The sequence below is a fragment of the Moraxella sp. genome, assembly GCF_024227015.1.
GTDB lineage: Bacteria > Pseudomonadota > Gammaproteobacteria > Pseudomonadales > Moraxellaceae > Moraxella.
This window is the reverse complement of sequence record NZ_JAAELD010000114.1, coordinates 1-3,429: the sequence shown is the minus strand read 5'-3', so window position 1 is coordinate 3,429 and position 3,429 is coordinate 1. Positions and strand designations below refer to the sequence as shown.

4 protein-coding genes are annotated in these 3,429 nt (G+C 42.7%); 3 read left to right on the top strand and 1 reads right to left on the bottom strand.

All coding sequences use genetic code 11. The features are described 5' to 3' along the window. Nucleotides 1-67: 67 nt before the first annotated feature. On the bottom strand, nucleotides 68-1,378 hold the full coding sequence (locus tag GY683_RS02455) for a hypothetical protein (RefSeq protein WP_297287233.1): 1,311 nt from the start codon (nucleotides 1,376-1,378) through the stop codon (nucleotides 68-70). Nucleotides 1,379-1,595: 217 nt separating this feature from the next. On the opposite strand from GY683_RS02455, the gene rsmD reads away from it, so the two are divergent. The 3 genes from rsmD (at nucleotide 1,596) to rpsI (ending at nucleotide 3,258) form a co-directional block, all read left to right on the top strand. Next, nucleotides 1,596-2,213, top strand: a complete 618-nt coding sequence (gene rsmD / locus GY683_RS02450; RefSeq protein WP_297287232.1) for a 16S rRNA (guanine(966)-N(2))-methyltransferase RsmD — start codon at nucleotides 1,596-1,598, stop codon at nucleotides 2,211-2,213. A 216-nt stretch (nucleotides 2,214-2,429) separates the two neighbouring features. Beyond that, nucleotides 2,430-2,861 (top strand): 50S ribosomal protein L13, encoded by a 432-nt coding sequence (gene rplM / locus GY683_RS02445; protein WP_036361947.1) that lies wholly within the window; start codon nucleotides 2,430-2,432, stop codon nucleotides 2,859-2,861. A gap of 10 nt (nucleotides 2,862-2,871) precedes the next feature. Continuing rightward, nucleotides 2,872-3,258 carry a 30S ribosomal protein S9 gene (rpsI, locus tag GY683_RS02440; RefSeq protein WP_036361945.1) on the top strand — a complete coding sequence of 129 codons (387 nt, stop codon included), beginning with the start codon at nucleotides 2,872-2,874 and terminating at the stop codon, nucleotides 3,256-3,258. The last annotated feature ends 171 nt before the right edge of the window (nucleotides 3,259-3,429 follow it).

Sequence of the window (3,429 nt, the reverse complement as noted above, 5' to 3'; positions counted from 1 at the left end):
TTATTCATAAAATCAAATAAAAACCAAGCCACAGCCCGGTTACACACTTTTAAAATATAAATGCGTTCTAGAAAAACACCGCCACCAAATGCAGCCATCCTGCCAACAGACCCGTGATCGCACCCAATACGACAAGTGTCATCTCATCTTCTTTAAAGGCAGGTCTTAATAAATTCTGAAATTCTTGAGGTGACAGTGCACGAATACGACTCTCAAACAAACCAAAGATTTTACTTGCTCGCGATGTATTCAATTCAGGGCTACGAATTGGCACCATGGTCGCATCGATTGATTTATCAATGATTGTATCTTTAAATTCATCAAGCTCACGGCTTGTCATGCCCATTTTTAGAGTTGTGGCGACCACAGGCGACTCTAGCAGATCATATAGGTGCTTTTTCATTAGAGTGCGCGTTTCATCTGCCTTGGCACCATACATCATCTCATGCATGATGTTTTCCAGGGTGACCAGCTCATTTACCACGATCTCAGCGAACACGCTAGACACCTCGTCTTGGCGCTTCATAAAACCACCCTGCCAAGAATAACGGTGAATGTGTGGCAGCATCAGATGTACACCATCTTCATCGCGGTGGAATATGCGAATAAAGGTAATATAGCGCGGCTCAACAGGATTAAACACCATCCAAATGGCAATCCAATTCGTCAACGCACCCCAGATCGCCGCAAAGAAAGGTACCGTCCAATGCTGTGGCACAAAATAAAAAATCCCCATCTGAATAATACCAAACCCAAAACCAATCAAGGCACTGATTTTCCAGATAAAGTTAATTTCTTTTTTGCCCACCCTTAGGAACATATCCACCATCAGCTTACGATCGCTTTCCATCTTACGGACGATCATCTGACGCATGTCCACCAGACTTTCAACATTATAAGTCAGGTCTAACACCAAGGATTTCATCACCGTCGCAAGCTCTTTATGTGCATGGGCGTAGATACGGCGACGAATCGCGTAGGGCATGTTGTTCCAGATTCCTTGATGGCGCTCTAGCATGATCTCATCAATCAGCTGCTCAAGATTTTTATCAACCGTACTGGTGATAAAATCCGCCATCTCTTCAGGCTCCATCGCCTGAAAAAACTCATCAAGCTTGCCCAGCTTCGATAAAGTCTGATCAACAATCACGCCTGAGATTTTGCCAGCCTTAGCCGGTACGATACCCTGCCAGCCTAAGCCCTTTAAGCCAAAAGGCATGCCATTAATGGGAATGCCCCAAAACTTGATCGGGCGAAACAGCATCTCAAGCGCCATCCAAACATGCGCCCAAGTCACGAATGCCGTGACGGGAGGAATGGTTAGCATTGCTATAAATTCAGGATGTTCGGCGAGAGCCTGCCAAATGGACGTAAACATATCAATAAAATTAAATAAAAGCGTTTGGTATTTTATCACAATTTCATCGAACTGTCAGATTTTCCTGATTGATAAATCAGCACATTTCGATAAGATAAATCAACCGACACAGCTTATTGGTTACTGCAATTTTCAATCCAAATCTATCGTTTTAACCCATCATCACAACCGAATAAATGCTATAATAAGCGCCATCTTAATCACCATCATATTAAGCATGAATCGCACCACCAGAACCCCAAAGAGCAACAAATCAAACAAATCAAACACGCCCACCAATCAAGTTCGCATCATCGGCGGGCAATTTAAACGCCGTAATATCAGCTTCATTGATGCTGACGGCCTTCGCCCCACCCCCGACCGCCTACGCGAGACGATTTTTAATTGGCTCATGGGCGAGCTTCAAGATGCTCGGGTTTTGGATGTGTGCGCAGGTTCTGGCGCATTAGCATTTGAATGCTTATCTCGTGGTGCATCTTTTGCGACATTGATCGAGGCAAATACCGCACAAGCCAGCCAATTAAAATACTCGGCCGATACCCTTAAGCTGACCAAAACCGATATTCAGATTATCAATAACACCGCCCAAAAAACCCTGCCCACCCTAGGCTCGCCCTACGACATCATATTTATTGATCCGCCATATGCACTGAACCTATGGCATGATATTATTAACGCCATCATCACACATAATCTATACCATGCGGATACGTTGTTTTATGTAGAGAGCGATCAGACTTTAGAGCCGCTATTAAATAGCTTCGATATTCGTTGGGTAAAATCCGCCAAAGTCGGGCAAGTTTTTGCAGGAATTTTTCAATTAAATCCCTTGTAATATAAAGCACATTAACAATGCATTTATCACTTCAAAATATCAAAAGCAATTATAGCAGTTTTTATCAAAAATACTTGCCAGATTGGATATCATTTGGTATAATCCAAAACTGTTTTTTGAGAGCCCTTCGTTTCCCAACTCTTAAAGCAAGTAAAATCAAGCCTTTTGGCTGTTTTTTTATTTGTAAACTCTCAAACTCAACTAAATAGGTTTTATATGACTACTACTATCAGTGCCAAACCCGCTGAAGTTGTACATGACTGGTATGTCGTGGACGCTGAAGGCAAAACGCTAGGTCGTCTAGCTTCTGAGATTGCTTCTCGTCTACGTGGCAAGCACAAGCCATCGTACACTCCACACGTTGATACTGGCGATTATATCGTTGTTATTAACGCTGACAAAATCGCCGTTACTGGCAAAAAAGCAGAAGACAAGAAGTACTATCGTCACACTGGTTACCCGGGCGGTATCAAAGAGACTAACTTCACTAAACTTCTTGCTCACAAGCCAGAAGACGTATTGCACAAAGCCGTTAAAGGTATGCTACCAAAAGGTCCTTTGGGCTATGCGATGATCAAAAAGCTAAAACTGTATGCGGGTACTGAACACCCACACGCAGCTCAGCAGCCACAAGTTTTAGACATCTAAGGAGATAAACATGGAACGCAATTATGGTACAGGTCGCCGTAAGACTTCTACTGCCCGTGTTTTCTTGTCTAAAGGCACTGGCAACATCGTAATCAACGGTAAATCACTAGACGAATACTTTGGTCGTGAGACTTCTCGTATGGTCGTTCGTCAGCCACTAGAACTACTAGACGTAGCTACCAGCTATGACCTATACATCACCGTTACTGGTGGTGGCGCAAGCGGTCAAGCAGGTGCGATCCGTCACGGTATCACTCGTGCGCTTATCGAATCTGACGAAAGCCTAAAACCTGCTCTAAAAGCAGCTGGCTTCGTTACTCGTGATGCTCGTGAAGTTGAACGTAAAAAATTGGGTCTACGCAAAGCACGTCGTCGTCCACAATTCTCAAAACGTTAATTCTTACGATTGCGAATTTACAAAAAACTCTCGTTTTGCGAGAGTTTTTTTATACCTGCTAATCACGATTAAAATAATTTGTCCAAAAGATAAATTCTTAATAAATTAACAATTATCAAGTGGTAATCATTGCTCAAAATATTGATCTTAGTTAATAAAAATAGCCATTTA